The 25,304-nt window shown below is 70.8% G+C and carries 24 protein-coding genes; 14 read left to right on the plus strand and 10 right to left on the minus strand.

All coding sequences use genetic code 11. The features are described from left to right. The first annotated feature begins 222 nt into the window (after positions 1-222). From FNH24_RS24330 to FNH24_RS24360, 7 genes are all read left to right on the plus strand, one after another. On the plus strand, positions 223-1,068 hold the full coding sequence (locus FNH24_RS24330) for a hypothetical protein (RefSeq protein WP_152364817.1): 846 nt from the start codon (positions 223-225) through the stop codon (positions 1,066-1,068). Then, positions 1,068-2,081, plus strand: coding sequence for an HAD-IIA family hydrolase (locus FNH24_RS24335; RefSeq protein WP_425486908.1), 1,014 nt, complete (start codon positions 1,068-1,070; stop codon positions 2,079-2,081). The genes FNH24_RS24330 and FNH24_RS24335 overlap by 1 nt, the downstream gene beginning before the upstream one ends. Before the next feature lie 51 nt (positions 2,082-2,132). Continuing rightward, positions 2,133-2,612 (plus strand): hypothetical protein, encoded by a 480-nt coding sequence (locus FNH24_RS31825; RefSeq protein ID WP_175047913.1) that lies wholly within the window; start codon positions 2,133-2,135, stop codon positions 2,610-2,612. Further along, on the plus strand, positions 2,609-2,809 hold the full coding sequence (locus tag FNH24_RS24345) for a hypothetical protein (RefSeq protein ID WP_152364819.1): 201 nt from the start codon (positions 2,609-2,611) through the stop codon (positions 2,807-2,809). Before FNH24_RS31825 ends, FNH24_RS24345 begins: the two co-directional genes overlap by 4 nt. A 100-nt stretch (positions 2,810-2,909) precedes the next feature. Continuing rightward, complete coding sequence (locus FNH24_RS24350; RefSeq protein ID WP_152364820.1) at positions 2,910-3,845, plus strand: NAD kinase; 936 nt, start codon at positions 2,910-2,912, stop codon at positions 3,843-3,845. Then, positions 3,842-5,572: a DNA repair protein RecN gene (gene recN, locus FNH24_RS24355; protein ID WP_152364821.1), complete on the plus strand. Its 1,731-nt coding sequence runs from the start codon at positions 3,842-3,844 to the stop codon at positions 5,570-5,572. Before FNH24_RS24350 ends, recN begins: the two co-directional genes overlap by 4 nt. A gap of 302 nt (positions 5,573-5,874) precedes the next feature. Continuing rightward, on the plus strand, positions 5,875-6,762 hold the full coding sequence (locus FNH24_RS24360; protein WP_152364822.1) for a hypothetical protein: 888 nt from the start codon (positions 5,875-5,877) through the stop codon (positions 6,760-6,762). Positions 6,763-6,833: 71 nt separating this feature from the next. Here the strand turns inward: FNH24_RS24360 and FNH24_RS24365 are convergent, their stop codons facing one another. The 6 genes from FNH24_RS24365 to FNH24_RS24390 form a co-directional block, all read right to left on the minus strand. Next, the gene (locus FNH24_RS24365) at positions 6,834-7,550 is read right to left on the minus strand and encodes an NHL repeat-containing protein (protein WP_152364823.1); all 717 of its coding nucleotides are present in this window, start codon (positions 7,548-7,550) and stop codon (positions 6,834-6,836) included. Then, entirely contained in the window at positions 7,478-8,863 is a 1,386-nt protein-coding gene (locus tag FNH24_RS24370; protein ID WP_161606293.1) for a two-component regulator propeller domain-containing protein, read from the minus strand. The genes FNH24_RS24365 and FNH24_RS24370 overlap by 73 nt, the downstream gene beginning before the upstream one ends. Before the next feature lie 136 nt (positions 8,864-8,999). Beyond that, entirely contained in the window at positions 9,000-12,356 is a 3,357-nt protein-coding gene (locus tag FNH24_RS24375; RefSeq protein WP_152364825.1) for a helix-turn-helix transcriptional regulator, read from the minus strand. Between the two features lie 797 nt (positions 12,357-13,153). Then, on the minus strand, positions 13,154-13,972 hold the full coding sequence (locus tag FNH24_RS24380; RefSeq protein WP_161606294.1) for an SGNH/GDSL hydrolase family protein: 819 nt from the start codon (positions 13,970-13,972) through the stop codon (positions 13,154-13,156). Between the two features lie 2 nt (positions 13,973-13,974). Further along, positions 13,975-14,763 carry an SDR family NAD(P)-dependent oxidoreductase gene (locus FNH24_RS24385; RefSeq protein WP_152364827.1) on the minus strand — a complete coding sequence of 263 codons (789 nt, stop codon included), beginning with the start codon at positions 14,761-14,763 and terminating at the stop codon, positions 13,975-13,977. Then, positions 14,760-15,188, minus strand: a complete 429-nt coding sequence (locus tag FNH24_RS24390) for a nuclear transport factor 2 family protein (protein WP_152364828.1) — start codon at positions 15,186-15,188, stop codon at positions 14,760-14,762. Before FNH24_RS24390 ends, FNH24_RS24385 begins: the two co-directional genes overlap by 4 nt. Positions 15,189-15,343: 155 nt before the next feature. Here FNH24_RS24390 and pyrG point away from each other — a divergent pair, with 155 nt between their 5' ends. Both pyrG and FNH24_RS24400 read left to right on the plus strand, forming a co-directional pair. Further along, positions 15,344-17,011 carry a CTP synthase gene (pyrG, locus tag FNH24_RS24395; RefSeq protein WP_281351075.1) on the plus strand — a complete coding sequence of 556 codons (1,668 nt, stop codon included), beginning with the start codon at positions 15,344-15,346 and terminating at the stop codon, positions 17,009-17,011. Beyond that, positions 17,011-17,691, plus strand: coding sequence for an NUDIX domain-containing protein (locus FNH24_RS24400; RefSeq protein ID WP_425486909.1), 681 nt, complete (start codon positions 17,011-17,013; stop codon positions 17,689-17,691). The genes pyrG and FNH24_RS24400 overlap by 1 nt, the downstream gene beginning before the upstream one ends. A gap of 66 nt (positions 17,692-17,757) precedes the next feature. Here the strand turns inward: FNH24_RS24400 and FNH24_RS24405 are convergent, their stop codons facing one another. After that, positions 17,758-17,970 carry a hypothetical protein gene (locus tag FNH24_RS24405; RefSeq protein WP_152364829.1) on the minus strand — a complete coding sequence of 71 codons (213 nt, stop codon included), beginning with the start codon at positions 17,968-17,970 and terminating at the stop codon, positions 17,758-17,760. After that, positions 17,967-18,233 (minus strand): hypothetical protein, encoded by a 267-nt coding sequence (locus FNH24_RS24410; RefSeq protein ID WP_152364830.1) that lies wholly within the window; start codon positions 18,231-18,233, stop codon positions 17,967-17,969. The genes FNH24_RS24405 and FNH24_RS24410 overlap by 4 nt, the downstream gene beginning before the upstream one ends. Before the next feature lie 212 nt (positions 18,234-18,445). Between FNH24_RS24410 and FNH24_RS24415 the strand changes: the two genes are divergently transcribed. Then, complete coding sequence (locus tag FNH24_RS24415) at positions 18,446-18,904, plus strand: hypothetical protein (RefSeq protein ID WP_152364831.1); 459 nt, start codon at positions 18,446-18,448, stop codon at positions 18,902-18,904. 6 nt (positions 18,905-18,910) lie between these two features. Next, positions 18,911-19,336, plus strand: a complete 426-nt coding sequence (locus FNH24_RS24420) for an ImmA/IrrE family metallo-endopeptidase (protein WP_152364832.1) — start codon at positions 18,911-18,913, stop codon at positions 19,334-19,336. On the opposite strand, the gene FNH24_RS24425 is transcribed toward FNH24_RS24420, so the two are convergent. After that, complete coding sequence (locus FNH24_RS24425; protein WP_152364833.1) at positions 19,337-20,203, minus strand: phosphotransferase; 867 nt, start codon at positions 20,201-20,203, stop codon at positions 19,337-19,339. It lies immediately after the preceding gene. A 289-nt stretch (positions 20,204-20,492) separates the two neighbouring features. On the opposite strand from FNH24_RS24425, the gene FNH24_RS24430 reads away from it, so the two are divergent. Beyond that, complete coding sequence (locus tag FNH24_RS24430; RefSeq protein WP_152364834.1) at positions 20,493-21,446, plus strand: CPBP family intramembrane glutamic endopeptidase; 954 nt, start codon at positions 20,493-20,495, stop codon at positions 21,444-21,446. Position 21,447: 1 nt separating this feature from the next. On the opposite strand, the gene FNH24_RS24435 is transcribed toward FNH24_RS24430, so the two are convergent. Further along, positions 21,448-22,656: a trans-sulfuration enzyme family protein gene (locus tag FNH24_RS24435; protein ID WP_152364835.1), complete on the minus strand. Its 1,209-nt coding sequence runs from the start codon at positions 22,654-22,656 to the stop codon at positions 21,448-21,450. A gap of 126 nt (positions 22,657-22,782) precedes the next feature. On the opposite strand from FNH24_RS24435, the gene ald reads away from it, so the two are divergent. Continuing rightward, positions 22,783-23,898: an alanine dehydrogenase gene (ald, locus tag FNH24_RS24440; RefSeq protein WP_152364836.1), complete on the plus strand. Its 1,116-nt coding sequence runs from the start codon at positions 22,783-22,785 to the stop codon at positions 23,896-23,898. 14 nt (positions 23,899-23,912) lie between these two features. After that, on the plus strand, positions 23,913-24,878 hold the full coding sequence (xerD, locus tag FNH24_RS24445; protein ID WP_484502522.1) for a site-specific tyrosine recombinase XerD: 966 nt from the start codon (positions 23,913-23,915) through the stop codon (positions 24,876-24,878). Positions 24,879-25,304: the final 426 nt, after the last annotated feature.

Here is a 25,304-nt window from a genome sequence, read left to right on the forward strand (position 1 = left end):
GACCGTGGGAGATCGGACCGTACGGGAACGGATCGCGGGAGATCGGACCGTACGGGGTCGGACCGTTCCAGACCAGGCCGCGCGGGAGCTGATCGCGGCAGATTCGACCGCGCCGGGGACCGTGGCCGCGGAGACCGCCCGGGCGAGGACCGTCAGGCACCGCCTGGGCTGCGGCGCCCCGCCGACGAGCCGCGGCTGCCGCCCGATCTCGACCAGGGCGAGTTGCCGCGCCCGGTCCGGGCCGAGCTGCGGGGCCTGCCCAAGGAGTTGGCCGAGCAGGTCGGCGGCTATCTGATCATGGCCGGCCGGCTGATCGAGGACGACCCGGAGCAGGCGTACGCATTCGCCGAGGCGGCCCGCCGGCGGGCGGCTCGGCTGCCGATCGTCCGCGAGGCCGCCGCCGAGACCGCCTATGCCGCGGGCAAGTTCGAGGTCGCGCTGGCCGAGTTCCGGGCGATCCGCCGGATGACCGGCAACCACGACGTGCTGCCGGCGATGGCCGACTGCGAGCGGGCACTGGGCAAGCCGCAGGCCGCCCTGAAGCTGAGCAAGGAGGCCAAGGAGCTTCCGCTCGACCCGGCCCAGAAGATCGAAATGATCATCGTCGAGGCCGGTGCCCGGCGTGATCTCGGGCAGCACCCGGAGGCCGCGCGCCTGCTCAAGGCGGCCCTGGACAGCCTGCGGCCGGCCGAGCGGACCCGGACGGCTCTCGCCCGGCTGCGCTACGCCTACGCCGATGTGCTCGCCGATCGCGGTGACGAGGCCGCCGCCCGGCAGGAGTTCGCCACCGCGGCCGAGCTTGATCAGGAACAGCTCACCGACGCGGCCGAACGGCGCGACGCGCTCGACGGCGTGGTGATCGACTTCGACACCGACGAGGACGAAGAGGACGTCGAGCACTCGGAGCCGCCGCGCGACGAGGTCGAAGCGATCGACCCGGCCGACGCGATCGACCCGGCCGACGTGATCGACCCGGCCGACGTGACCGAGGTGCCCGAGACGTCCGACCCGGTCGAGGTCGACGACTCGACCGCCGGCCCGGACGAGCCGCGCTCCGACGAGAGTTGATCATGTCCGCGATCATCGACTCCTACGACGCTGCGCTGTTCGATCTCGACGGCGTGGTCTATCTGGGCCCGGAGCCGGTGCCGGGCGCCGCGGACGGGCTGAAGCGGCTCCGTGATCATGGGACCAAGATCGGCTTCGTCACCAACAACGCCGCCCGGCCGCCGGAGACCGTGGCCGAGCACCTCCGCGAGCTGGGCATCGAGGCCGACACCGACGACGTCGTCACGTCGGCACAGGCCGGCGCCCGGCTGCTGGCCGAGCGGTTCGGGACCGGCGCCCGCATCCTGGTGGTCGGCGGCACCGGCGTCACCGCCGCGCTGGCCGAGGCCGGCCTGGTCGGCGTGCGTTCCGCGGACGACGACCCGGTCGCGGTGATCCAGGGCTACGGCACCGACCTCACCTGGGAGCAGTTGAACGAGGCCGCGATCGCGATCCAACGCGGCGCGTACTGGCTCGCCACCAACACCGACCCGACCCGGCCGACCGACCGTGGCATCGTGCCCGGCAACGGCGCCGCCGTGGCCGCGGTCCGGATCGCCGTCGGCGTCGATCCCGAGGTCGCCGGCAAGCCGTACCCGCCGTTGATCACCGAGACCCTGCGCCGGACCGGCGCCGAGCACGCGATCTTCGTCGGCGACCGGTTCGACACCGACATCGCGGGTGCCGCGGCGGTCGGCCTGGACAGCCTGTTCGTGCTCAGCGGCTCGTGCGGCGTCACCGACCTGCTGGCGGCCGGGCCGGGAGAGCGACCGACGCATCTCGGTCTCGATCTCCGGGCACTGCTGGACCCGCCGCGCGTCGTCCGCCGGGACGGCGATCAGGCGAGCTGTGGCCGGTTCACGGCCCGGCTCGAAGACGGCTCGATCTCCTTCGACAGCGGGCCGAACGACGTGGAGGAAGCGCTCGATGCCCTCGCCGCGCTGGCCGATCTGGCCTGGTCCGCGGCCGATCGGGGCGCCACAGTGGAAACCGCTGCGGCGATCGCCGCGCTGGGCAGCCTGCACTCGAAGTGAGTACGGTAGGACGACCAACTACCTCGGGGGATCGACCGATGGAGGGGAACCGTGGTCGTCGAGGCAGTACACAATTATCTGAACACGGTCGGCGGAATAGGCCGCACCACGAAGGCCAGGGCGAGGGCCGCGGCGCGATCGCTGCAGCACTCGATCACCGCCGAGGTGGAGAAGACCTCGGGCCGGCTTGGCCTGGTCCGCGCGGACGAGCTGGCGGAGATCCGGTCTGAGCTGACCGAGCTCAAGACCGAGTTGGCCGACGCCAGGACCGGTCTGGCCGACACCCGGGCGGAGCTGGCGGAGTTGCGTGGTCGTACGGACGACGCCACCTCGAACGGGGCCACCAAGGCCGCCGCGCCGGCCCGGCAGACGACGGCGAAGAAGGCGGTCCGCAAGGCCGCCGCGAAGCCGACCGTCGCCAAGAAGGCGGCCGCCAAGAAGCCCGCGGCGAAGAAGCCGGCCACGAAGGCGCCGGCGAAGACAGCGGCCCGGAAGACCCCGGCCAGGACAGCAGAGAAGGCGAACGAGTGACCCAACCCGATGGACCGGACGACCGACCGCGCACCGGCGTCGATCAGATCGACGACGCGCTGACCGAACTGGACGGCATCGCCGAGCAGCCGGTGGCGGATCATCACGACCGGTTGTCCCGGGTGCACGAGTCATTGCACACCGCGCTGCACCAGCCGGCCGACCTGCCGGACGACCCGGCCCTCGGCACCCCCTGACGCCGACTTGTCAGAACTGAGTTGTGCTATGACACAACTCAGTTCTGACAAGTCGGCGTAAGCGGGGAGTTGTGGGGGCGCCCACCTATGCTGATGTCTCGTGAGCCAGGCCGAGCAGGGGCGCCGTCGTGTTGCCGTACTGACCCATCCGCAGCGGGACGAAGCGATCACGGCCGCCACTCGGCTGGTGACCGGGCTGAGCCGGTCCGGGGTGGTCGCGGTGCTGCCCGACGATGACGCCGCGGTCCGGTCCGGGCGACTGCCCACCGACATCGAGGTGGTGTCGACCGGGACCGCCGACTCGATCCGGGATTGCGAGTTGCTGATCGTGCTCGGCGGCGACGGCACCATCCTGCGTGGCGGTGAATGGGTGGTCGACGCCGATATCCCGTTGCTCGGCGTGAATCTGGGGCATGTCGGGTTTCTGGCCGAGGCTGAATCGTCGGAGATCGACAACATCGTCGATCACATCGTCAACCGGTCGTACACCGTGGAGGAGCGATCGACGATCGACGTCCAGGTGCACACCGCCGGCGAGGCCTGGAGCTCATTCGCGATCAACGAGGTGACGGTCGAGAAGGCGGCCCGGGAGCGGATGCTGGAGATCATGGTCGAGATCGACGGCCGGCCGCTGTCGCGCTGGGCCTGCGACGGTCTGGTCGTGTCGACCCCGACCGGGTCGACCGCCTACGCCTTCTCGGCCGGCGGCCCGGTGATCTGGCCGGAGGTCGAGGCTCTGCTGCTGGTGCCGCTCAGTGCGCATGCGTTGTTCGCCCGGCCGCTGGTGCTCGGTCCGTCGTCTCGGGTCGTGGTGCAGGTGCTGGACGGATCCCAGACGCACGCGGTTGTCTGGTGCGACGGGCATCGCACCACCGACGTACGGTCGGCGACCCGGATCGAGATCAGCCAGGGCCGGCACCGGCTCCGGCTGGCCCGGCTGTCACAGTCGCCGTTCACGGACCGGCTGGTGAACAAGTTCGGATTGCGGGTCGAGGGCTGGAGAGGTACGGCGGCCGAACGGAGGTCATCACCATGATCAGTGAGCTGCGGATCACCAATCTCGGAGTGATCAACTCGGCCACCATCGAGCTCGATCCCGGGCTGACCGTGGTCACCGGCGAGACCGGTGCCGGCAAGACCATGATCGTCACCGGGATGGGGCTGTTGCTCGGCGCCAGGTCCGATCCCAAGGCGGTGCGGCTGGGAGCCGACCAGGCCCGGGTCGAGGGCGTCTTCGCCGGTCCGGAGCGCGGGACCAAGGCCCGGGTCGACGAGCTGGGCGGCGAGTTGGACGGCGACGAGTTGTTGGTCGCGCGGCAGGTGACCGCGGCCGGGCGCTCCCGGACCTGGGTCGGCGGCGCGCAGGTGCCGGTCGGTGCCGGCAGCGCGGTGGTCGAGGAGTTGATCACCATCCACGGCCAGTCCGAGCAGCTGCGGCTGACCAGTCCGGACCGGCAGCGGGAACTGCTCGACGCCTACGCCGGCGACGCCGTCGGCCCGGCGTTGATCGACTACCGGGAACGGTACGCCGAGCGCCAGCGGGCCCGGTCCGAACTGGCCGAGTTGACCGAACAGGCGCAGAGCCGGGCCCGCGAGATCGACCTGCTGCGGTTCGGTCTGACCGAGATCGAGAAGGTCGATCCGCAGCCGAGCGAGGACGCCGAGCTCGCCGCCGAGGCGACCCGGTTGCAGCGCAGCGACGATCTGCGGCAGGCCGCCGCTCAGGCGATGCTCGCGCTGGCCGGAGCCGAGGACGAAGCGGGCGGGGCGATGAGTGCCGTCGCCGAGGCCCGCAAGGAGATCGACATCCTCGCGGCCACCGATCCGGGCGCGGAGAAGCTCCGGGTCCGGATCCATGATCTCGGCTACGCCCTGACCGAGCTGACCTCCGAGGCGGCGGACTACCTGGGCGGGCTGGAAGCCGATCCGGCGCGGTTGGAGCAGATCGCCGAACGCCGGGCCGATCTGGCGACGCTGACCCGCAAGTACGGCAATGACTGCGATCAGGTGCTCGCCTGGGCGGCCGAGGCAGCCAACCGGCTGACCGGGCTCGAGTCCGGCGACGAACGGATCGACGAACTGACAGCCCGGCTGGCCGTGCTGGACGGCGAGCTGACCGAACTGGCCGGCACCATCGGCGCGGCCCGGCGGACGGCGGCGGAACAGTTCGGCACCCTGGTCGAGTCCGAGCTGGCGGCGCTCGCGATGCCGCACGCCCGGCTCACCTTCGCCGTCACCGAAACCGATCTCGGCCCGCACGGCGCCGACGCGGTCGAGCTGTTGTTCAGCGCCAACCCGGGCAGTGAGCCGCGCGGCCTGGGCAAGGTCGCCTCCGGCGGCGAGTTGTCCCGGGTCCGGCTGGCGATCGAGGTGATCCTGGCCGCCGAGTCCGGCAACCGCGGCACCTTCGTCTTCGACGAGGTCGACGCCGGTGTCGGCGGCAAGGTCGCCGTCGAGATCGGCCGCCGGCTGGCCGGATTGGCCCGGCACGCCCAGGTCGTCGTCGTCACCCACCTGGCCCAGGTCGCCGCCTTCGCCGACCGGCATTACGTCGTGATCAAGGCCGACGACGGCCAGGTCACCACCAGCGGCATCCAACCGGTCGCCGATGATCAACGCGCCGCCGAACTGGCCCGGATGATGGCCGGCCTCGACACCACCGACTCGGCCCTCGCCCACGCCCGGGAACTGATCGAGACCGCGCACCAGGCCAAGGCGGCGAAAGCCCCGCGCTCCCGGAAGAAGCGCGCCGCCGCCAAGTGACGCTGCGGTCCGCTGGCTGAGGAGGCTCAACGTGGACGGGCACGATTTCTACGGCCGGGCGGGTGCGCTGATCGACCGACTGACGGGGCGTCTGCCGCAGGCCGACGTGGGCTCGAGGTTGCTGGTCGAGCGGCGAGTGGACCGGTTGGCCACCAGAATCGGTCGATTCGGTGGCCAAGGAGTCCACTCGATTCGCCGTATCGGTCGGATCTGTGGGAAACGAGGCGAGGGAACGGGCAGAGTTGTCCACAGATGTGGCCGCATGCCGTGTGGGTCGGCCCGGACCGCGTCAGGATCACCCGATGGATGATCACGGGCGGGCGCGGTTGGTGCTGGCGTCGCGGGAACGGGCGGCCGGTCGGCGGACTCGCGGCCGGCGGCTGCAGAGGTTGTTGCGAGGCGTCTATCTGCGGGCGGACCAGGAGCCGGAGTTAACTCACCTCTGCGCGGCCGCGGTCGTCATGGCTCCGGCCGACGCGGTCGTCGTCGGGGTGACGGCGTTGTGGCTGCATGGGGTCGAGGTGGGGTCGGCAAAGCCGGTCCGGTTGGCGACCGCGACGTCGTTGCGGCGGCGGACTGCCGGGATTCGGCTGTCCCGGGTCGGTCGGCTGCCGCGCGCGAGGAATCGCGTCGCGGTGCCGGCGGAGGCGTGGGTCTCGGCGTGCGGCGAGCTGGCCCTGGTCGACGCGGTGGTCGCCGCCGATTGGTTGCTCTGGTCAAGCCGGATCACACCTGCCGAGTTGGCCGAGAGCGCGGCATCGGCGTCCGGCCGCGGCGCTCGGATCGCGCGCCGGGCGGCCGGGTTGGCCCGCCGCAATGTGGCTTCGCCGAAGGAGACCGAGCTCCGGTTGCTGCTGGTGCTGGCCGGACTGCCCGAACCGCGCTGCAACGTTGCCGTGGGTGATGCCGGTCGACGGATCGCGGAGGTGGATCTCTACTACGAGGCGTACCGCGTGGTCGTGGAGTACGAGGGTGATCATCATCGGACCGACGGCTGGCAGTGGAGCGTCGATATCGAGCGTTACGAGGCGCTCATCGCGGCCGGCTATGTGGTGGTCCGGGTGACCGCTGCGCGAATGTCTCAACCCCGCGCCCTGTTGTGCGCCGTCCTGGCGCGGCTCCGCGATCGCGGCTACGACGGCCCGCCGCCTACCTTCACTGCCGAGTGGAGGGATCTCTTCGAAGGTTGATCATTGAGTGGACCGGTTGGCCACCCGATCGGCTCTGACCCCTGGCCAACCGGTCCACTCACGCGGCGGGATCAAGCCGGGCGGTAGCGCATCAGGCGGGTGGAGCGTGCGATGAAGTAGAGGTCGCCGTTGCGGTCCATGGCGAGATGGCGGGCGGAGGGGGACTCGCCGTGAGCGCCGGGGTAGATCACGTGGGGGCGCCGGGTGCGGCGGTCGAAGCGGAAGAGGCGGCCGGCGGTGACACCGAAGAGTTCCCCGTCGCGCAGCAGTAGGACATGATCATTGCCGTAGCGGCTGCCGTCGGCGTCGGCGAACAGCCGCGTCCGGTGGCGGACGACGCGGCGGGCCGGGTCGAACTCGAAGATCACGCTGTCCGCCAGACCCCAGAGGTGGCCCTGCTCATCCATGATCAATCCGGCGACCGTGGTGGCTCCGGGCACGGGAACGGTCTCGAAGATCACCTGGTGTGACTGCGGATCCCAGGCGAAGAGCTTGCCTTCCGGGGTGACCGGATCGATGCCGTAGCCGCCGTTGATCGAGGTCCCGCCGAAGATCAGGCCGTCGTGCCCGACGAGCGAGACCGGGGTCTGGTCCTTGATCACGCCGGCGAACACGTCGATCTCATTCGTCATCGGATTCCACAGGGTGATCGCGCCGCCGTGCTTGCCGGTGATCGGGACGCTGGCCACGGCGACCCGATCATCGGTCAGCTGGATCAGGCACTGCGGGCGATTCTGCGCGTACGGTTCAAGATCGACAGCCGCCCCGGATTGGTGCCCATCGACCACGGGCGGTCGAGATCGTAGCGATAGAGCCGGCCCTGCGGATAGCGGCCGAGGACAAGATCATCATTGAACGTGCCGATGCCCTCGAGCTGGCTGGTCCCGGCGAGCAGTTCGAACGCCTCCCGGTCCGGATCCCAGCGGCCCATCCCGGGCGGGCTGAGATAGGCACCGCAGTAGATGTTGCCGTCGGGGCCCGAGTTGATCGACACCAGTTGGGTGCCGGCACCCAACAGCTCCGGCTGCAGGTAATAACTGGTCCGCGACTCCGGGTTGAAGGCGTAGATCCGGCCGTTGTTCCAGTACGTGAAGGCGATCGACAGTCCGGGTGCCGCCGGGTCGGCGAGATCGATCCAGGCCCAGGTCTCCGGCGTCGCGTTGGGCGCCCAGCCGACGGCGGTCAGCGCGCGGGTCTCGGTGTCGTAGGTCTTGATCACGTTGCCGGAGCGGACGTAGACCACGGTCGCGGCGTGCGGGTCGAACGGCGAGACGCCGTAGCCGCTCACGTCGGGGATGGTGTCGACCCACGTCCCGGCTTCGGTGTCGCGGACGTAGGCCCGGCCGCCGGTGATCACGAACAGCAGCGTGCCGCGCAGGTTCAGGTCGAGGATGTCGGCCGCCACCGGACCCTCCGGCAGTTCCACCTCGGTGAACGTCGCGGTGCCCGGGTCGAAGGTCGCCAGCCTTCCGTTGGGCTGGGTGCCGCAATAGATCAGGTCGCCGACCGGTTGGATCGCAGAGATGTACTGCTCGCCCGGCAACGCCTGGCCGTGGTCGGTGGTCTTGCCGGTGGCCGGATCGTAGGAGAGCAGCAGCCCGCCGGGATAGGTGCCGATCCACAGGGTGCCGTCGTCGTCGGCGCGCAGCGCCCAGATCCGCTCCTCGGTGCTGATCGCGCCGAGGTGTTCGACGTCGTCGGCTCCGGGCACGTAGCGATACAGCTCGGCTCCGTCCGAGGTGCCGAAATAGACGTCGCCCGTGGTGGGGGAGATGCTCAGGTTGCGGCCGATCGACGCGCCCGCCGCGATCCGGACGTCGAGGATCGTCACCCGGGCGCGCAGGTCGACCACGGCGAACTCGCCCGGCGTGGACGGATTGCCCTCACCGCACAGGTACGCCAGCGGCCGCCCGTCGGGCCCGGCGGCGATGGCCGAGCTCTGGGTCTGGGTCTTGTGCACCGGTTCGCCCAGATCGGTGATCATGCTCGACCCGGATCCGGGCTCGGCCGCGGCGACCCCCGGGATCGAGCCGATCGCGAAGGCGGCCAGCCCGACTCCGCCGGCCTGGAGCAGGGTGCGCCGCGTGGTGCTGTCGTCCATCTGGACCCTCCGAAGACGTCGCGGACCACCCGGCGGCGTCATCGCCGCGGTGGCTCCGGCCGAGGCAAACCCGACTCAACGAAGCTATTACAGCTACGCAAGAGCGGCAATAGGTGCCGTCCGTAATTGGACCCGCTCAGCCGGAGGGGCGGCCGAGCTTGATCAACTCGGCGCGCGAGCTGATCTTGAGCTTCTGGAAGACCTTGCGCAGGTGGTAGTCGACGGTCCGCGGGCTGAGGAACAGATTGGCCGCGATCTCGCGGTTGGTCAGGCCTTCGCCCACGCCGAGGGCGATCCGTAGTTCCTGGGGTGACAGACCGTCCAGCGCCGAGGTCGTACCGTCGACCTCAGGGTCAGCCGGTACGACAGCCTGCCGGGCCGGGCGGTCCGACGTGGCGCCACCGGCCGCACGGAGCTCGGTCGCGGCGCGCTCGGCCCAGCCGTGGGTGCCGAGTCGACGAAAGATCTCCACCGCGGCCCGCAACTCCGCGCGGGCGTCCAGCAGCCGTCGGTCGCGACGCAGTTGCTCGCCGTGCAGCAGCCGGCTCCGGGCCTCTTCGAACGGCTGGCCGGCGACGACCTGCAGCTCCACCGCCTCCCGGTACGCCGCGTCGGCCGGTTCGCCGCTGGCCAGCAGCGCCCGGCAGCGCGCGTCCAGCCCGCGGAGTTGCGGCCCGACCCCGGAGCGGATCCAGTCGGCATAACGCCGATAGGCGGCGCGGGCTCGGTCCGGCTGGTCGGCGCGGACCGCCGACTCGACCAGATCGGCCACGTTGTAGAGCCGAATGCCGGGATGGCCGTCCTCGCCGCGGTCCAGCGCGGCCAGGTGCCGCAGCGCCTCGGTCGGCCGGCCCGCCGCCAGGTGCTGCAGGGCGAGGGCGCGGCGGGCGACCGCGGCGGCACCGGCGATCCGGTGCCGTTCGGCGACGGCCAGGGCCGACTCGGCCAGCTCGGCCGCCTCGGCCCGGCCGCGGAGCGAGGCGAGCAGGGCCAGCCAGGCCAGGTGCCGACCCGCGGTCGTGGGCTGTCCGGTCTCCTCGGCGAACCGTCGGCCCTCCTCGGCGTAGGCCTCGGCGAGGTCGTACCGGCTGTCGGTGATCTCGTCACCGACCACGTAGTCGAGCACCCAGGCGAGCGCGCCGGCCGCGCCGAGGGTCCGAGCCCGCCGCATCGCCGCCTGCCGCAGCCGCCGGCCGCCGCTCGGGTCGCCGAGTCCCCAGAGCAGACCGCCGGCCCAGCACAGGGCATACGGGTCGGCCAGCGCCGACGCCGCCGCCAGGTCGTCGGGCCGCAGGCCCGGGTCGGCGCCGGTCCGGGCCCGGCAGCTGCCCCGGAGCATCCGCAGCAGGACGCCGGCCGACCCGGCAAGATCGTCAAGCGGCAACTGCTCCAGTTCGGCGGCCAGCCGGGCGTACGGCTCCGCCCGATTGGCCTGGAACGCCGCCTCGCCGTAGCTCATCACCAGCGACGCGACCCCGTCCGGGTCGCGCGCCAAGGCGGCGGCGGTGAGGGCCTCGCCGAGCGCCGGATCGAGCAGGTCGAGCGCGTCGGCCGGTTGACCGCGGCGGAGTTCGAGCACACCGCGGAGCCGGGCCAGCTCGACCGGATCCGGCCCGCCGGTCCGGTCGAGCTGCGAACCGCCACTGGTCTGCCCGGCCGAGCCGGTTGAGTCGGGATGCCGGGTCGGGTCGGGATGTCGGGCGGTGTTGGCTGCGTCCGCCGTCGGCGGGGCCTTGCCGGTCGGGTCGGTCCGACCGGCGGTGCCATTCCCTTGCGACCCACCCCCGCCGGTCGGTCCGGCAGCGTCGGTTGGCTCGGCAGTATCGGTCGGTCCGGCAGTATCGGTCGGTCCGGCAGTATCGGTCGGTCCGGCAGTATCGGTCGGTCCGGCAGTATCGGTCGGTCCGGCAGTATCGGTTGGCTCGGCAGTATCGGTTGGCTCGGCAGTATCGCTTGGGACGGTCGGCCTGGCGGTAGCGGTCGGCCCGGCCATACCGCTCGGCTCGAGCCGAGCGACCGACGGGCCCGGCTGTCGCTGTGCCAGCCGGGCCAGCAACGCGGCCGATCGGTCATGATCACCGGCCTGGACGGCCGCGTCGGCCGCGGCCAATCGGCGCCGATCCCGGGCCGCGCCGTCCTCGCTGAGCTCGGCGGCCCGGGACAACAGGGCCAGGGCGGTTCCCGGTCCGGATCGGTGCAGCGCGGCGCGGCCTGCTCTTTCGAGCTCCGCCGCGATCGTCTCGCTGACCCCGTCGACGGCCCGGCCGAGATGCCAGGCCCGGCGATCGGGCGAGTCGGACCAGGCCTCGGCCAGGGCCGCATGGACGGAGCGCAGTTGAACCGGGTCGGCGTCGCCGTAGCAGGCGGCCCGGATCAGCGGATGCCGGAACGAGCGCTCGCCGACGTCGGATCGGATCAGGTCGTCCAGCCGATCGAGCCGCCCAAGCGGTTCGGTGATCCCGAGCTGCTCGGCCGCCGCGGTCACAATCGCGACCGGCGGCGACCCGGCCGCGGCGACGACGAGCAGCAGAGTCCGCTCCACTTCGTCGTGGCGGATCAGCCGGTCGAGGAAGGCGCGACGCAACTCCTCGCTCAACGGGACCGGCTCGCCGGCCGCGGGTCCCGGGTGCTCCGACCCGACGCTCAGAATGTCGGCGTGGCTCGGGTCCTCGGGCCCGAGTCCGTCGGTCCCATCGGCGCTGGATCCGGCTCGCTCGGTCGCCGGGGAGTCGGAGATCGCCGACACGGCGTCGGGTCTACCGGGTGCCAGGGTGGCGCCCGGGTCCGGCGGAGCGCCGATCGGCGCACCCGCGAACGGCAACTCGATCAGGGCGAGCGGGTTGCCGCCGGTGGCTCGGATCGCCGCCTCGCGTGCGGCGCCGCTCCACTGCGCGGTCGCCCGGCGATCCAGCAGCAGCCCGGCCGCGGCCCGGTCCAGTCCGGCCAGCGGGAGTTCCGGCAGCCCGGACAATCCGCCGGCCCGCGTGTCACCGCGGCCGGCGAACAGCAGGGCGATCGGTTCGGACTCGATCCGGCGGGCCACGAAACCCAGGGCGGCCAAGGTCGCGTCGTCGAGCCAGTGGGCGTCGTCCACCACACCGAGCACCGGTCCGTGACCGGTGTAGTCGGTCGCCGCCTCGGACAACAGGCTGAGCACCCCGAGCCCGACCAGGAACCGGTCCGGGGCCGGGCCGTCCTGCCGACCGAGCACGATCCGCAGCGCGTCGGCCTGGGGCGACGGCAGCAGCGGGATCAGGTCCAGCACTGGTCGCAGCAGCCGGTCCAGAGCGGCGTAACCGAGGTCGGCCTCCGGGGCGCTGCCGGCCACCCGCAGCGTCCGCCGCCCGGCCGCGCGGTCGATCGCGTACGTCAGCAGCGCGGTCTTGCCGATGCCGGGCTCGCCGTGCAGCACCAGCGCTCCACCGTGCCCGGCCCTGGCCCGGTCGAGCAGCCCGTCGATCGCGGCACACTCCCGACTTCGGCCATAGAGCACGGGGCCAGCCTAATGATCACTGTGGCCTTCGACCGGCCCGGCCCGGAATCGTCGAGGAGCTGTGACGGTGCGCCCTCTTCGGGCTGGGAAGGCAGGGGAGTGCCGTCGGTTCCCTGAGTCCACCGATGATCTTGCTCGGGCCAGCGGAAGGGCGTCCGTCGGGCGGGGCCTTCCTTCCCCTGAGCCTGTCAGGCGGGCCGGTCGGCGCCCGCTCCCGGATCGGCCTGACGACCGGAGGCGCAGAAGGGCGGGTGAGTCATCGCGGTTGCCGGCCGTTCGACCCGGGGGTGAGGTGCGGAAGTCGGCACAAGTAGAGAAATGCTGCGGTCGGCGGCCGTGAGGTCGTGAGAAGTCGGCACAGGTAGAGAACGCGGCGTCGAGGCACCGGCCGGCGCACCGTTCGAAGATTCAGGGCAAGGGGCGCCGATCGGATCCGACGTGGTTGCGGCTCGGACCAGTCGCCGGAAGGACGCGTCGAGGACGGTGCGTCGGGCGGTCTGAGTCGTCCGTGGCCGGCTGCCCGTGACCGGAATCCAGCAACCGTTTCGGAGAACCGGCCGGAACAGGACCGATCTGCGAACTGTCGCTGGATTGCGGTCACCGCGGTCCGGCCTGCATCCGGCCGCGGACGCTGGCGGGCCGGAAGAACCCGCCCGCTCTTCGGCGCGGCTACCGGCCGCCGGGTCGAGATGCGACTAGTGGGCTCCCAGGTGGTCTGCCCTTCGACGAGCTCAGGGAACAGACACCCGCCGGCGTCCAAGATCATCGGTGGATCACCGCCGAGCGATCGAACGGGCTCAGGGCGTCGCCAGCCGCTCGACCAGGACCCGGGTGATCATGGACTGACCGGCCAGATTGACGTGCACCCCGTCCGGCCCCTGCAGTGCGGGGTCGGCCGGCACGCCGAACACCTCGGTCAGGTCGACCAGCGGGTCGGGCAGGTCGCGCATCGCCCGGGCGAAGGCGACCAGGTCGTCGTTGCGCCAGGTCGATTCGCCGAACCGGAAGGGCGGATAGGCGGCCACCCGATCTTCGTCGACCGGCACGGGCGTCAGCCACACCCAGCCGGCCGAGGTCCGGGCGGCGGCGATCCGGCGCAGTTCGCGCAGGTTGGCCAGCGACTCGTCCAGCCCGACCTGGGTCTTGACCGGATCCGGCCCGACCCGGGTGACGTCGTTGCCGCCGAGCAGGCAGAGGATCCAGTCCGGCTTGGTGGCGGCGAGGGTGGCCGGCCAGCGGCGCAAGATCATCGAGGTGGTGTGCGCGGACAGGCCGCCGTTGATCAGCTTCACGTCGGGCTTGCGCCGGTCCAGCAGCCCGCGCAGGATCTCCGCCCAGGACTGGCTGTCGTCGGTCTGGCTGTCGCCGACCGCGAGCACGGTCTGCCCCGGCCGGAAGGGGAGGGCGTCGACCTGGGCGGCGAACGCCGCGTCGTCGAGCAACTGCTCGGCCGCACCGTCCGCGGCGGCGGCGAAGTCGTTCATGATCTTGCCGTACTCGTCCGGTTCGAGCCCGAAGATCGCGGGCTGGGCCGCGGCCAGGCCGGGCAGATAGCCGTACAGCTTGGCCAGGTGGGTGTGCTGCAGCCACTGGGCGGCCGGGGTCGTCGTTTCCATGATCATTCCTTCGCTGCGGTACGGGAGTAGGGGGTCATGCCGGCGACCAGGCCGCCGTCGATCGGCAGGGTGACGCCCGTGATGAAGCGGGCCTGGTCGGAGCCGAGCCAGACGACGGCGTCGGCCACCTCGCCGGGGTCGCCGAGCCGCTGCACCGGCAGCCGGGCCGCGACCATCCGCCGGGCCTGTTCGCCGGCACGGTCCAGTTGCTCGGTGTGGATCGGGCCCGGCGCCAGGGCGTTCACCCGGACACCGGCGGCGGCGTAGTCGAGGGCCGCGGTCCGGGTCAGCCCGATCAGTCCGGCCTTGGCCGACACGTAGCCGGCCAGGCCGCCAACCGGCTGCAGCGCCGCCGTCGAGGTCATGTTGATGATCGATCCGCCGCCGGCTTCGATCATGGCCGGGATCTCGTACTTCATGGCGAGGAAGACGCCGCGCAGGCTGACCGTGAGCGCCGCGTCGAAGGCCTCGATCGGCAGGTCGGCCAGCGGGATCGGCCGGTGGTCGCCGGCCGCCGCGTTGTTGACCGCGACGTCGAGCCGGCCGAACGCGCCCACGGTCTGCTCGACCAGCCGGAGCACCGAGGCCGGGTCGCCGACATCGGTCGGCACCGCCAGCGCCCGGCCGCCGTCGGCCGTGAGTTCCTCCGCCAGACTCGCCAGGGCGTCCTCGGTCCGGGCGGCCAGGGCGACCGCGGCGCCGGCCCGGGCCAGCGCTCGGGCGGTGGCGGCGCCGATGCCGCGGCTGGCGCCGATGACCAGGGCCACCCGGCCGTCCAGCGGGCGGTTCACCGGCCGGCCTGCTCGGGCCGGCCGGCGGGGGCGCCCGGGATCGGCGGGGTGCCCGGCGTGCCGGCGATGAAGCTGTGCTGGATCCCGGCCAGCCGCTGCCCGTGCTCGCCGCGGACCAGCAGCAGGGTGACCCGGGTGGCCGACGGCACCGGATGGCCGCGGTAGGCGCCGTCGCCATCCTGCCGGGCGACGACGACTGTGACGTCGCCGTACCCCCGGGTGTCGGTCTCGGTCAGGCCGAACGAGTCGTACGTCAGCACGCCGGACGCGTGCCGATCCAGCCAGTCCTGCCGGGTCAGGCTGAAGCCGAGCGGCCCGATGGCCAGGAAGTCGTCGGCCAGGTAGCGGTCCAGGGCGGCGACGTCGCCGGCCTGTTCGGCGGCGCACCAGGCGTCCAGGAAGGCGGTGGTCTCGTCGTGGTTCATGGTGTCTCCTCGGGGGGTTGTCGTCGTGGTTCGACGCTACGAAGCGACCGACCCGCCGCGGTATCCGTGAAATCGCCAGTCCCGGTCGGACTGGTCGCCACGAATGTGTCGCGTCGTTCGTCGAAAGCGGTCCGGGCGAGATAGTGTGAAAGCCCGTGGGACATCGCGCGCCAATCACGAAGCATCTGTTCGTCACCGGTGGTGTCGCCTCCTCATTGGGTAAGGGACTGACCGCCTCATCGCTGGGCAACCTGATGGTTGCTCGAGGGCTGCGGGTCACGATGCAGAAGCTGGACCCCTACCTCAATGTGGATCCGGGCACCATGAACCCCTTCCAGCACGGTGAGGTCTTCGTCACCGAGGACGGGGCCGAGACCGACCTGGACATCGGGCACTACGAACGTTTCCTCGACGTCAACCTGTCCGGCGAGGCCAACGTCACGACCGGCAAGGTCTATTCGTCGGTGATCGCCAAGGAACGCCGCGGCGACTATCTGGGCGACACCGTCCAGGTGATCCCGCACATCACCAACGAGATCAAGGAATCGATGGTGGCGATGGGCGGCCCCGGGGTCGACCTCGTCATCCACGAGGTCGGCGGCACGGTCGGTGACATCGAGTCGCTGCCGTTCCTGGAGGCGGCCCGGCAGGTCCGGCACGACGTCGGCCGGGACAACGTGTTCTTCCTGCACGTTTCGCTGCTGCCCTACATCGGCCCGAGCGGGGAGCTGAAGACCAAGCCCACCCAGCACTCGGTCGCGGCGCTGCGCCAGGTCGGCATCCAGCCCGACGCGATCGTCTGCCGCTGCGACCGGGAGATCCCGGATTCGGTGAAGCGGAAGATCTCCCTGATGTGCGACGTCGACGACTCGGCGGTGATCTCCAATCTCGACGTGCCGAGCATCTATGATCTGCCGGCGATGCTGCACGAGCAGGGTTTGGACGAGTACGTGGTGCGCCGGCTCGGGCTGGAGCAGCGCGAGGTCGACTGGACCCGCTGGAACGACCTGCTGGACCGGGTGCACAACCCGACCGAGGAGGTGACGATCGGGCTGGTCGGCAAATACATCGACCTGCCCGACGCGTACCTGTCGGTGGTGGAGGCGCTGCGCGCCGGCGGGTTCGCCAACCGGGCTTCGGTGAAGGTGGTCTGGGTGCCGTCCGACGACTGCGCCGAGGCCGAGGGGGCGGCCAAGGTGTTGGCCGACCTGGACGGGATCTGTGTCCCCGGCGGCTTCGGGATCCGTGGTGTGGAAGGGAAAGTCGGTGCCATCCGCTATGCCCGGGAGAACCAGATCCCGATCTTGGGGCTGTGCCTGGGGCTGCAGTGCATGGTGATCGAGGTCGCTCGTGATCTTGCCGGGCTGGAGGGTGCGGATTCCTCGGAGTTCAACCCGGGCACCGAGCACCCGGTGATCGCCACCATGGCCGAACAGGTGGCGATCGTCTCCGGCGACGGTGATCTCGGCGGCTCGATGCGGCTCGGCTCGTACCCGGCGAACCTGATCGCGGGATCGCTGGTGGCGAAGCGGTACGGCAGCACCGAGGTGGCCGAGCGGCACCGGCACCGCTACGAGGTGAACAACGCCTATCGGGACAAGCTGGAGGCGGCCGGCCTGGTGATCAGCGGCACGTCGCCCGACGGCCGGCTGGTCGAGTTCGTCGAGCTGTCCGCGGAGCTGCATCCGTACTTCGTCGCCACCCAGGCCCATCCGGAGCTGAAGTCGCGGCCGACCGATCCGCACCCGCTGTTCTCCGGACTGATCGAGGCAGCGCTGGAACGCAAGCTGTCCAGCCGGCTGCCGATGGAGTCCGGCGCGTGATCGGTGATGATCATGATGCCGCGGCCGGGATCGAGGTGCTGGACGACCTCGCCCTGATCGACGACCCCCAGGCCTGGTCCGTCGTCGCCACCGACGAGCTCGCCACCGGGCGCAAGACCGCCTATCGCTCCGATCAGGTGCGCACCCCGGACGGGGAGTTGATCAACCGGGAATACCTGCAGCACCCGGGCGCCGTCGGCGTGATCGCGCTCGATGATCATGACCGGATCGTGCTGGTCCGGCAGTATCGGCACCCGGTGCGGCACCGGTTGATCGAGCCGCCGGCCGGCCTGCTGGACAACGGCGACGAGGACTATCTGGTCGGTGCTCAGCGCGAGCTGGCCGAAGAGGTCGGGCTGGCGGCCCGGGACTGGCGGGTGCTGGTCGACCTGTTCACCTCGCCCGGGATCAGCAGCGAGTCGCTCCGGGTCTATCTGGCCCGCGACCTGACCGACGCGCCGCTGCCGGACGGCTTCGTACCGCATGCCGAGGAAGCGCACATGGACGTCGTCCGCGCCACCCTGGATGACGTGGTGCAGGCCGTGCTGGAAGGCCGGTTGCACAACCCGACCCTGGTCGCCGGCGTCCTCGCCGCCTGGGCCGCCCGGACCCGCGACGGCTTCGACGATCTCCGCCCCGCCGCCGCCCCCTGGCCCGCCCGCGAGGCCTCCCGCCCCTGACCCAACCCCGACTTGTCAGAAGCAGAGCACGCTATAGCGTGCCCTAGTTCTGACAAGTCGGGGGTTTCAGGGGGTGACGACGGTCCAGAGTTGCTCGCAGGGTAGGGGATCGAGGTCGTCGGTGACCTCGGCGTCGACGGTGACCTTGAGCCCACCGAACCGCCGGGCGATCGCCTGGGCGTAGCCCTCGGCCGCCGTCACCTCGGCTCGGTAGTCGCGCAGCAGGTGCGGCCCGAACCAGACCCGGACCCGACGCTGCTCCGCCGGTGGTTCGGTCATTCGCCGGCACCTTCCGCCGCGGCGGACAGGGCCGCGCCGGTGATGGCCGGGACCCTGGCTTCGAACAGGAAGCCGGGTGGGCAGGCCAGGGCCGTCTCGATGGCCCGAGCGGTCCGGCTCGAGCAGGTGTCGCGGTGTCCCCGGACGAGGAAGGTCGCCGTCCCCGGCAGGATCCCGGCCCTCTTGGCCAGGGCGTAACCGGTCTTGATCTTGTAGAACGTCAGGTAGTCCTGCAGGGCTTCACGGGAGCGCAGTCTCACCATGGCCTCCATCTGTTGTGAGTCGCAGTTCTCCCATCTAAGCAACGGAGTTGTGAGTCGTCAACGATTTACGACCACGCTATTTCGGCCGGATCGGGTCGACCTCTGCACATGTGCCGTTATGGCGACAGCATCCGCGTGGCGGCGCTGTAGCTTGTGCCTATGACCTGCCCAGAGTCGGCCCGCCGGGTGTCCGCAGCCGCGTGGTGGTGCGAGTGAGTGCGCTGTCCGATCGACTGGCGGCAGCCAAGGGTGAGCGGAGCATCGACGACATCGTCGCCCGGGCCGGCGCGTCGGGTCACCGGATCGACCGGTCCGTCGTCGCGCGCTATCTGAACGGCGAACACGGCCCGCGGCCGCGGCAGGAGACTCTGTCGGCGCTGGCGGCGGGGTTCGACCTGGATGCGCGGGAGTTGCGGGGGCTGGCCGGGCGGCCGCCCGGCGAGCTCGGTCCGTACGTGCCTACCTCGGAGTCGGCCTCCCTGACCTCCGAGCAGCGCCAGGCTCTGGATCAGCTGATCAAGGCCATCACCCGCGGGGCGAGCGGCCGGGATCGTCGCGCCGAGGCGGACGGGACGGCACTGTCAGAGCGGCATGGTTTGCTGGACTCCGAACGGCGGGTCGCGAATCGGCGGTCGGTGCGCCCCGGCAACGAGGAAGCGGACGAGGAGTAGGGGCCGATGGACGCACACCCGTGGCGGGCGCTACGGAGCATGCCGGGTGTGCGGATCGAGTGGTCGAAGGACGACACCCTGCTCCAGGGCGCCGATGCCTGGTGGTATCCCGATCATGATCTGATCTTGATGGACGCCAGGACGAAGCAGGTGGTCAAGCGCTCAGCCTTGGCCCACGAACTGGCGCACCGCGAGCGCGGCGACCGGGCCTGTGAGGGCCGCCCCGCGCGGCGGCAGGAGTTGGCCGCCGACCAGTGGGCGGCCCGCTGGCTGATCGGGATCGAGCCACTGGCCGAGGCGCTGCGCTGGACCTCGTGCGAGGTCGAGGCCGCGGCCGAGCTCTGGGTCACCCTGCAGTTGCTACGCGTCCGGCTGGCGCACCTACAACCGGGCGAGCGATCCCTGCTCCGCCGGCGCCTGGATCGGGCCTGATCAGCGGCCGGTCAGCTCTCGCCGGACCTGGCCGAACAGGTCGCGGCCGTGCCGCTCGTAGTCGGGATCTCCGTGCCGGCGGGACCAGACCACGGTGCCGAGGGCCTGGTATGCGCCACGGCAGTTGATCAACGCCCGCTCGTCGGCCGACAGCGTCCGGCCGTAGCCGTCGAAGAAGGCCGCGGACAGGTCCGGGCGATCCCGCCACTCGGCAAACACCATCCGCTCGAAGTCGCGGACGTACAGGTCGATCTGGGCCCGGCCGAAGTCGATCATGCCCAGGGTGCCGTCGTCGGCGATGATCCAGTTGCGCGGCTGGTTGTCGTTGTGGATCGACCCGATCCGCGGCGCCGGCAGCCCGCTGATCGCGCCGATCGTCGCGTTGATGAAGTCGACGTCCTCGGATCCGAAGGCGTCCGGCTGCTCGGTCAGCCAGGCCCTGGCCTCGCCGGCCAACCGCTCGGCATGATCACTCTCCACCCCGGCCGGGGCGAGCTCGTGCAGCGCCCGCGTCAGTGCGCCCGCCTGCCGGTAGGCGTCGGGGCAGTCGGCCGTCCCCGCGGTGCCGGGCAGCCGGTCGGTGATCATGATCATGGCGTCGTCGTCGGCGAATCGCAGCCTTGGGGCTCGGCCGGGCCCGAGTTGCGGCGCCCAGTCACGCAGTGCCGTCACCTCGCGGTCGTGCACCGCCCGGTGCCGGTTCCACTTGCCGATCCAGCCGATGCCGCCCGCGTCCGCGAACTCGATCACCACCGACTCACCGTTCGACCACGAGTGATCCGCGACCTGCCGCGCCCCGGGCAACTCCCGCTCCGCGATCCGCCGCAACTCCCGCCGGGCCAACTCGGTGTCATCGAGCCGATTCATGATCAGCGATGCTACGCCGAGGTCGTACGGAACCGGTCCGGGAGTCACCAAGATCACCCGTGGAGCTTTCCGCGGCGGGGAAGCGACGACGCGCCCTGATCCCGCGGGCCCGCTTCGCCTCACCTAATCGGGCTTCGCGGCCCCAGCAGCGGTCGCGAAGCCGCAGCAGGTGGGGCGACGGTGGGCTCAGGGAACGGATGACGGGCTCAGGGGAAGCTCGTGAAGGGATCATCGGCACTGGTGATGAGGGTGACTGTCGAGGGCGCCGATCGGGATCGAGACTCGAGGCATGACGACTCTGACTCAGTCCTCCGCGCCCGCCCTGACGGTGAGCCGGAGCTACTTCCATTCGCTCCGTGACGGCCGTCCCCGTTGGTGGAAGCCGGTGGTGATCGTCGCGGCCGGGGTGCTGACCTACCTGGTGCTGACCGTCGTGCTGACCTTGATCGCCTATGGCATCGAGGCCGCCCTCCGTGGCATCTCGCTGGTGCAACTGTTCGAGGGTGAGGTCGGCTTCACACCACTGCTGTTCGGCTCGGCGTTGCTCTCCCTGGCCGCCCTGCTGCCGATCAGCCTGGTGCTCTACCGGCTGCTCTACCGGACCCAGCCCCTCGGCACGCTGTTCTCGGTCGAGGGCCGATTCCGCTGGCGCTGGGCCGGGCAGGCGACCCTGATCTCGATGGTCGTGATCGGTGCCGTCAGCGCCGCTTCGCTCGCGATCGAGCCTCGCAACCTGCTCACCGAATCCGGCCCGCCCGCCAACCCGCTGCCCTGGGTCCTCGTCGCGGTGTTGATCATGCCAGTGCAAGGCGCGGCCGAAGAGGTCGCGTTCCGCGGCCTGCTGGGCCGAAGCGTCGGCGGCCTGGTCGCCCGCGCCGGCGTCGGCACCATGATCGCGCTGGTCGTCTCCTCCATCGCCTTCGGATCCGCCCATCTCGCGGGCGACCCCTGGCTGATCGTCTACTACCTGGGCTTCGGCGCAGTGATGGGAGTCGTCGCCTGGCGTACCGGCGGAATCGAGGCCGCCGTCGCGCTGCATGTCGTCAACAACGTCCTGATGGGCATTCTCGGCTCCGCCCTGGACCGCTCGATCGAGAGTGGCATCGACCGCAGCGCCGGTGCCGGTGGACCGTTCATCCTGATCCACCTCGGCACGCTGGTGATCACCGGAACGATCTTGATCGTGGCCGCCCGCCGACTGGGCGTGGTGACCAGCGGCACCGGCCGCCCGGCCCGCGGCTGAGTCAGGCGCGCTCGGTGTCGAAGGCCTGTCGCAGGTCGTCGAGCAGGACGTCCTCACCCTCCAGCCCGATCGACATCCGGAGGGTGCCGGGCTGGATCCCGGCGGCCAGCCGTTCGTCGTCGGTCATGTTGAAGTGGGAGGAGTTGAAGGGCGTGCTGACGAGAGTCTCGACCCCTCCGAGACTGGTCGCCTCGACGCCGACGCGGAGCCGGCGCAGCACCTCACCGGCCCGTTGATCACCGCCGTGCAGGACGACGGTCAGCATGGCTCCGGAGGCGTCCGGCATCACCCGGCGGACCACCTCGGCGTCGGGATGATCATCACGACCGGGATAGACGACGTCGCGCACGGCCGGTTCCTTGGCCAGCAGGTCGGCCAGCGCGGCGGCGGTCCGGCAACTCTCGGCCAGCCGGACCCGGAAGGTCCGCATGCCCCGCCAGAGCAGGAAAGCCGCGTGCGGGTCGGCGCAGCCGCCGAAGGTGATCAACCGGCGCTGCAGCTCCTCGTGCAGGGCCCGGTCGGTGGTGGTCGCGGCGCCGGCCACGACGTCGGAATGCCCGGCCAGGAACTTGGTGGCCGACTCCACGACCACGTCGGCGCCGAGTTCCAGCGGCCGGGTGCAGAACGGAGTGGCGAAGGTGTTGTCCACCACGAAGCGGGCCCCGACCGCGTGCGCCGCTTCGGCCACGGCCGGCAGATCGAGCAAGCGTAGTTGGGGATTGGACAGGGTCTCGCCGTAGACGACCGCCGGCCGGTGCTCGGTGATCATCTGTCGCCACGCGTCGGTGTCGTGGGCATCCACCCGGATCACCGTCACGCCGAGGGCCGGCAGATCGCGGCGCAACAGATCGTCGGTGTCGCCGTACGTCTGCCGGGAGGCGACCACCGTGTCGCCCGCTCGCAGCAGGGTGACCAGGGTGGTGGCGATCGCCGCCATCCCGCTGGCGAAGATCAACGACTGACCGGATCGGGTTCCGTCGGCACCGCCCGGACCGACCCCGTGCAGCCGCGCCACCTCGGCCGCGGCCGCGTCGACCGTGGGGTTGTTGAACCGGGAGTACCAGGTCTCGTGCAGCCCGCCGGCGCCCTGGATGTCGGCATAGGCCTGGTCATCCAGTTCGAACGTCGTCGTCTGATAGATCGGAGGAATCACCGGGTAGGTCCGTGACGTGTGGGCCCGCCCGGGGCGGTACTGCTGCTGCTGATCCATCCCCGCACGGTAGCGCGGCCCGGCCGAAAACCCCGCGTCGTCAGACTTCCTGCGCGGGCCCTTCGGCGAGGTCTATGCTCGCCCCGTACTGTCCGGTTGCGGGTGTGTGATCAGTCTGGAGGACGGATGAGAGTCGGTGTGCCGACTGAGGTGAAGAACAACGAATACCGCGTGGCCATCACGCCGTCCGGGGTGCAGGAGTTCATCACCCACGGGCATCGGGTTGCGGTCCAGTCCGGGGCGGGTCTCGGCTCGTCGATCACCGACGAGGAGTATGTAGCGGCCGGCGCCGAGATCGTCGATGATCAGAAGCGGTTGTGGGCCGAGTCGGAATTGATCTTGAAGGTCAAGGAGCCGGTGCCGGACGAGTACGAGCTGATGCACCCGGACCTGTTGCTCTTCACCTACCTGCATCTGGCGGCGAGCCGCGAGTGCACCCAGGCCTTGCTTGATCATCGGGTGACCGGGATCGCCTACGAGACCGTACAACTGCCGGACCTGTCGCTGCCGCTGCTGGCGCCGATGAGCGAGGTCGCCGGGCGGCTCGCCACCCAGGTCGGCGCCTACCACCTGATGCGCACCGGCGGCGGCCGCGGCGTGCTGATGGGCGGCGTGTCCGGGGTCTATGCGGCCAAGGTGGTGGTGATCGGCGCCGGCGTCTCCGGCATGAACGCGGCGGCGATCGCCCTCGGCATGCAGGCCGAGGTCCTGTTGCTGGACAAGAACATCGAGAAGCTGCGCCAGGCGGACCGGATCTATCAGGGTCACCTGCAGACGATCGCGTCCAACAGCTTCGAGGTGGAGCGCGCAGTGCTCGACGCCGACCTGGTGATCGGCGCGGTGCTGGTCCCCGGAGCCAAGGCGCCGACCTTGATCAGCAACGAGCTGGTGTCGCGGATGCTGCCGGGGAGTGTGCTGGTCGACGTCGCGATCGATCAGGGCGGCTGCTTCGAGGATTCGCGGCCGACCACCCACGCCGAGCCGACCTATCAGGTCCACGGCTCGGTGTTCTACTGCGTGGCCAACATGCCCGGAGCGGTGCCGAACACGTCGACCTACGCGCTGACCAACGTCACGCTGCCGTACGCGATCAGCTTGGCCGATCACGGCTGGCGGGACGCGGCCCGCGCCGATCCGGCGCTGGCGCTCGGAATCAACACCCATGCCGGCGAGTTGATCTACGCGCCGGTGGCCCAGTCGCACCAGCTCTCGTACCGGCCCTTGGCCGAGCTGCTGGCCTGAGCATCGGGTCGGGGGTGGCGATGAGGATCAAGGGACTGGTCTCCGGTTACCTTGATCATCTGTTGGTCGAGCGCGGGCTGTCGGCCAACACCGTCGCGGCCTACCGTCGTGATCTTGACCGCTACGCCGATCAACTGGCCGATGCCGGGGTGATCGAGCTGGACGCCGTCACCCCGGCCATGATCAGCGAGTACGCCAGCGCGCTCGCCGAAGGTGTCCGGGACGACCGCGATCCCGAGCACTGGCGGCATCGTCCGCTGGCCCGGGCCAGCGTGGCGCGGGCCGTCGTGGCCGTACGCAATCTGCACAAGTTCGCCGTCGAGGAACGGCACACGGAGCGGAATCCGGCGGCCGAGGTGCAGCCGCCGGCGCCGGCCCGGCGACTGCCCAAGGCCCTGCCGCTGGATGCCGTGCAGCGGCTGTTGGAGGCGCCGCCGATCGACACCCCGCTGGGACTGCGGGACCGGGCGCTGTTGGAACTGTTGTACGGAACGGGAACCCGGATCAGTGAGCTGGTCGGTCTCGACGTCGACGACCTGCGTCGGGCACTCGATCTTCCCGACGAGGAGACCCCGGCGATTCGCGTTCTGGGTAAGGGCAGCAAGGAACGCTTCGTCCCGCTCGGCAGCTATGCCCGGGCCGCCGTCTCCGCCTATCTGGTGCGCGGCCGGCCGGAACTGGCGCGGCGCGGCCGCGGCACTCCGGCCCTGCTGCTCAACGCCCGCGGCGGCCGGCTGTCGAGGCAGAGCGCGTGGACGATCCTGCGGGCGACGGCCGAGCAGGCGGGGATCACGGTCGAGATCTCGCCGCACACCCTGCGGCACTCCTTCGCCACCCATCTGTTGGACGGAGGCGCGGATGTCCGCGTGGTGCAGGAGTTGCTCGGCCACGCCTCGGTGACGACGACGCAGATCTACACGCTGGTCACGGTGGACCACCTGCGCGAGGTGTATCTGACCGCGCATCCGCGGGCGCTGTAATCCCTTCTGGCCAAGGTCGGACATCTTTGTCGCGACCCGCCCCGTATGCTGCGTCCTTTGGCGGTGCCGAGGGATGACACTGGTCTTGTCGGGGACGGTGTGACACGACTCGGGTGTATCCGCAGCCTCCTATAGCCTGTGTCGATGGCCGAACTCCGACACGGACACTAAGCTTCGGCGAAGCGCGCGGTCCAGGGGTCGCGTGTCGAGGCAGATCCGAACACCGGGGCCGGAAGGATGAACGTGGACGATTCCACCGAAATCGGTGGCCGCCAGCGGCCGTCGGTCGATCTCTACGAACCCAGCGAATCATCCGCCGACGAGTTGTTCGTCGTCCCCGATGCCGATCCGGACGACTCGGACGAGCGGGCCTCGACGAACGGCGACGGCGAGACGAACAAGTCCACCGTGCCGCCGATCAAGGCG

Origin of the sequence: Microlunatus speluncae, from assembly GCF_009299835.1 — a bacterium.
Classification (GTDB): domain Bacteria; phylum Actinomycetota; class Actinomycetes; order Propionibacteriales; family Propionibacteriaceae; genus Microlunatus; species Microlunatus speluncae.

Excerpts from the sequence above, each read along its gene's own strand:
- recN (WP_152364821.1), top strand. The coding sequence starts at position 3,842 with ATGATCAGTGAGCTGCGGATCACCAATCTCGGAGTGATCAACTCGGCC.
- FNH24_RS24360 (WP_152364822.1), top strand. The coding sequence starts at position 5,875 with ATGGATGATCACGGGCGGGCGCGGTTGGTGCTGGCGTCGCGGGAACGG.
- FNH24_RS24370 (WP_161606293.1), bottom strand. The coding sequence starts at position 8,863 with ATGGACGACAGCACCACGCGGCGCACCCTGCTCCAGGCCGGCGGAGTC.
- FNH24_RS24380 (WP_161606294.1), bottom strand. The coding sequence starts at position 13,972 with ATGGAAACGACGACCCCGGCCGCCCAGTGGCTGCAGCACACCCACCTG.
- FNH24_RS24390 (WP_152364828.1), bottom strand. The coding sequence starts at position 15,188 with ATGAACCACGACGAGACCACCGCCTTCCTGGACGCCTGGTGCGCCGCC.
- FNH24_RS24405 (WP_152364829.1), bottom strand. The coding sequence starts at position 17,970 with ATGACCGAACCACCGGCGGAGCAGCGTCGGGTCCGGGTCTGGTTCGGG.
- FNH24_RS24410 (WP_152364830.1), bottom strand. The coding sequence starts at position 18,233 with ATGGTGAGACTGCGCTCCCGTGAAGCCCTGCAGGACTACCTGACGTTC.
- FNH24_RS24420 (WP_152364832.1), top strand. The coding sequence starts at position 18,911 with ATGGACGCACACCCGTGGCGGGCGCTACGGAGCATGCCGGGTGTGCGG.
- FNH24_RS24425 (WP_152364833.1), bottom strand. The coding sequence starts at position 20,203 with ATGAATCGGCTCGATGACACCGAGTTGGCCCGGCGGGAGTTGCGGCGG.
- FNH24_RS24430 (WP_152364834.1), top strand. The coding sequence starts at position 20,493 with ATGACGACTCTGACTCAGTCCTCCGCGCCCGCCCTGACGGTGAGCCGG.
- FNH24_RS24435 (WP_152364835.1), bottom strand. The coding sequence starts at position 22,656 with ATGGATCAGCAGCAGCAGTACCGCCCCGGGCGGGCCCACACGTCACGG.
- ald (WP_152364836.1), top strand. The coding sequence starts at position 22,783 with ATGAGAGTCGGTGTGCCGACTGAGGTGAAGAACAACGAATACCGCGTG.